This window comes from Pseudomonas fuscovaginae SE-1 (assembly GCF_000364705.1).
Classification (GTDB): Bacteria; Pseudomonadota; Gammaproteobacteria; order Pseudomonadales; family Pseudomonadaceae; genus Aquipseudomonas; species Aquipseudomonas fuscovaginae_A.
Genome location: NZ_AQOH01000228.1, coordinates 1 through 3,782, shown reverse-complemented (window position 1 = coordinate 3,782; position 3,782 = coordinate 1). Strand labels below are relative to the sequence as shown.

General features: G+C 65.8%; 4 protein-coding genes. 2 read left to right on the top strand and 2 right to left on the bottom strand.

Translation table 11 applies throughout. The features are described from left to right. Both K675_RS0119670 and K675_RS0119665 read right to left on the bottom strand, forming a co-directional pair. Positions 1–309 (bottom strand): dihydrodipicolinate synthase family protein (locus K675_RS0119670; protein ID WP_017905195.1); only part of this gene is annotated, 309 nt, incomplete at its 3' end. A 286-nt stretch (positions 310–595) separates the two neighbouring features. Then, positions 596–1,495: a LysR family transcriptional regulator gene (locus tag K675_RS0119665; protein ID WP_017905194.1), complete on the bottom strand. Its 900-nt coding sequence runs from the start codon at positions 1,493–1,495 to the stop codon at positions 596–598. A gap of 100 nt (positions 1,496–1,595) precedes the next feature. Between K675_RS0119665 and K675_RS0119660 the strand changes: the two genes are divergently transcribed. Together K675_RS0119660 and K675_RS0119655 are read left to right on the top strand one after the other, a co-directional pair. Then, positions 1,596–2,834 carry a 3-hydroxyacyl-CoA dehydrogenase gene (locus tag K675_RS0119660; RefSeq protein ID WP_017905193.1) on the top strand — a complete coding sequence of 413 codons (1,239 nt, stop codon included), beginning with the start codon at positions 1,596–1,598 and terminating at the stop codon, positions 2,832–2,834. Next, positions 2,831–3,782, top strand: a 952-nt coding sequence (locus tag K675_RS0119655; RefSeq protein ID WP_017905192.1) for an acyl-CoA dehydrogenase family protein, incomplete at its 3' end; no start/stop codon positions are given. The genes K675_RS0119660 and K675_RS0119655, both read left to right, overlap by 4 nt.

The window sequence follows — 3,782 nt, the reverse complement described above, 5'->3', positions numbered from 1 at the left end:
CAGGCGCTCGGCTTCCTGAGCGTATTCGATGGCCTGGCGGGTCGAACCACCAACACCGGCGAGAATCGGGACCGACTTGGCGCAGGTGTCGACGGCGGTCTTGATCACCTGGCTGTATTCGCTGGCAGCCAGGGAGAAGAATTCACCGGTGCCACCGGCGGCGAACAGGGCGCTGGCGCCGTAAGGGGCGAGCCATTCCAGGCGCTTGATGTAACCCGCGGCGTTGAAGTCGCCCTGGGCATTGAAGTCGGTCACAGGGAAGGACAGCAGGCCGTGGGAAAGGATGGATTTCAGTTCTTGTGGAGTCATTGTTGTAGGTATCCAGTGGCACTAGGGTGGAAGGAGTCTCTGTGGAGGTAAGTTATCGTACAACTTAACCGAAAGCTAGTGCCTTTTATCTCGATTGAGGGGGCGAGGTGTTTGCCTCAGGGCCGTCCTCGTCCGGAGTAGACCGCCCCGTTATAAAAGGGCGGGCTATGTGTAACCGTAGATTTCGTGGGCCGCTGGGCGCACGGGGTGCGGGCCGCTTTCAGACGAGAGAGCGGCGGAGAAGTCATCGTATGATTGCGCGACAGTGGCCGGTTCCCGTCAGGGTTCAGGCCGCGCGGATGTCCATGATCCGTTCCACCAGCCAGGCCAGCGCCGGGTCGTGCTGGCGATGCGCGAGGTAGACCAGTTCCATTTCGAACGGCTCCAGGGCGAACGGCAGCTCGAACAACTGTAGCGGCAGCAATTGCGCGAAATGCGTGGCGAGCGATGTCGGCAGCACCACGCACAGGTCCGAGTCCGCCGCCAGGTGCGCGGCCTGCAGGTAGTTGGGCGTGGTGTAGACGATGCGCCGCGACAGGCCCTGTTCGGCCAGCCACTGATCGACCATGCCACGGGTCTGTCCGCCGTGCACCCACAAGTGGCGCAAACCGAGGAAGGTGTTCAGGTCGAGCGTGCCGTTGACCACCGGATGCTGTTTGCGCACGGCGATGCGCAGGGTTTCGTTGCGCCAGTGGCGGCGTTCGAACCGTGCTGGCGACTCATCGAAGCGCCCCAGCACCAGGTCCAGTTCGCCGCGATCGAGGGCCTCGACCGGCAGGCTCGGAGGCAGATGCACGACATCGAGCCGCAGATGCGGCGCCTGTGTCTGCAAGGTCGCGAGCAGGGCGGACATGCACAGTTGTTCGGCGTAGTCGGTCAGGGCGATGCGCAACTGCCGGTGACTGCGGCTGGGGTCGAAGCTGTTGTCGCCGCCCAGGGTCTGTTCGATCTGTTGCAGCGCGGCGCGAATCGGTCCCTCCAGCGCCAGGGCGCGCGGCGTCGGGCGCATGTGCCGGCCGACCCGGACCAGCAGCGGATCGCCCAGCAGGTCGCGCAGGCGTGCCAGGGCGTTGCTCACGGTGGGCTGGGTGAGGGCCAGGCGTTCGGCGGCGCGCGAGACGTTCTGCTCGCGCAGGAGCATGTCCAGTACCCGCAGCAGATTGAGATCGAAGGTCGATATATTCATGGCTGAAATACATGGGATGCAAAATTAAAATTTCAAAAATACTAGGGCCCTGACTAGGGTTGCGGCAATCCCTTCGTTCATCGATTCAGGAGCGCCGCGAGTGAGCAACCCCTACAACGTTCAGCAGACCGCCGTCATCGGCGCCGGGACCATGGGCCGCGGAATCGTCATCAGCCTGGCCCGGGCGGGGCTGCCCGTGCTGTGGCTGGATAACGATCCGAAAGCCACCGAGGCGGGCCTGGCGATGCTTGCCCAGACTTGGCGCCAGCAGGTGGACAAAGGCCGTTTGACCGGCGAGGAGGCCGATGCTTGCCTGGCGCGGGTGCGTCGGGTGTCGGGTTATGCCGAGCTGGCCCAGGTCGACCTGGTGATCGAGGCGGTGTACGAGAACCTGGCGCTTAAACAGGAGATCTTCCGGACCCTGGACGCCACCCTCAAGCCCGAGGCCATTCTGGCCAGCAACACCTCGGCGCTGGACATCGATGCGATCGCTGCCGTGACCCAACGCCCCGCGCAGGTGCTGGGCCTGCACTTCTTCAGTCCGGCCCATGTCATGAAGCTGCTGGAAGTGGTGCGCGGCGCCGCGACGTCGCCCGCCGTGCTCGACACCGCGCAGGCCCTGGGGCGGCGCATGGGCAAGGAAGTGGTGGTGGCGGGCAACTGCCCGGGCTTCATCGGCAACCGCATGCTCGCCACTTATGTTGCCGAAGCCCGCAAGCTGCTGTTGGAAGGGGCCTTGCCACGACAGGTGGACGAAGCCTTGCAGGGGTTCGGTTTTGCCATGGGGCCGTTTCGCATGTACGACGTGGTCGGCAATGACCTGCAATGGCGTGCCCGCCAATTGGCCGGGCAGGGCATGGACGCGCCGCTGGTGCAGGTCGACAACGCGCTGTGTGCCCGTGAGCGCTTCGGGCAGAAGGTGGGCAAGGGCTACTACCGCTATGCGGCGGGCAGCCGCGAGGCCTTGCACGACCCGGAAGTCGACGAACTGGTGATCCAGGTTTCCAGGGACCTGGGGATGCGTCGGCGCGAGGTCGACGACGCGGAGATTCTCGAGCGCTGCCTGCTGGCGCTGGTCAACGAGGGAGCGAAGATTCTGGAGGAGAACATGGCCGCCAGCAGCCATGACATCGACCGTGTGTACCTGTTCGGCTACGGTTTTCCGCAGGCCACCGGCGGCCCGATGCACTGGGCCGACGAGCAGGGTTTGGGCTTGATCCTGGCACGGCTGGAGCGCCTGCAGGGGCTGTTCGGTGAACATTGGCGACCCGCCGGCCTGATCCTGCGGCTGGTGGCCGACAACCGGCGCCTGGCAGACGTGCGGGAGGGCCAGGCATGAACTACCGTGCCCCGCTGCGTGACATGCGTTTCGTGCTGCATGAGGTGTTCGACGTGGCGCAGCACTGCCACCGCCTCGGCCATGGCCTGGATGGCGAGACGATCGACGGCATTCTCGAACAGGGCGCGCGCTTTGCCCGCGAGGTGGTCGCGCCCCTCAACCGCCAGGGCGACGAGCAGGGCTGCCGCCTGGAACAGGGCCGGGTACGGACGCCGGAGGGCTTTGTCCAGGCTTACCGGCAGTACGTCGAACAGGGCTGGGCCAGCATGACCGGCCCTGTCGAGTACGAGGGCCAGGGCCTGCCGCAGATGGTCTCGGCCAGTTTCCTTGAAATGATCATGGGCGCCTCGCTGTCGTTTCGCATCTACTCCGGCCTGACCGAAAGCGCGGTGCTGGCCCTGTATCGCCACGGCAGCGACGCGCTCAAGCGCGACTACCTGGGCAAGCTGGTCAGCGGGCAGTGGACGGGCACCATGTGCCTGACCGAGCCGCAGGCCGGCACCGACCTGGCGCTGCTGCGCACGCGGGCCCGTCCCGAGCCCGATGGCAGCTACCGCATCAGCGGCAGCAAGATCTTCATCAGCGGGGGCGACCAGGACCTGAGCGAGAACATCGTGCACCTGGTGCTGGCCCGGCTGCCGGATGCGCCTGCCGGCGTCCGTGGGATCAGCCTGTTCCTGGTGCCGAAGTTCGAGCCCGATGCCGACGGTGCCCCGGGGCCGCGCAATGCCGTCGAGTGCGGCGCCCTGGAGCACAAGATGGGGATCAAGGGCGCGGCGACCTGCGTCATGCACTTCGATGACGCCCGTGGCTGGCTGGTGGGGGAGGCCAACCAGGGCCTGGCGTGCATGTTCACCATGATGAACGACGCGCGCTTTCAGGTCGGGTTGCAGGGTCTGGGCATTGCCGAGGCGGCGTTCCAGGGCGCCCTGGCCTATGCCCGTGAAC

Bases quoted from the DNA above. Each gene is read 5' to 3' on its own strand.
- K675_RS0119665 (WP_017905194.1), bottom strand. From the start codon at position 1,495: ATGAATATATCGACCTTCGATCTCAATCTGCTGCGGGTACTGGACATG.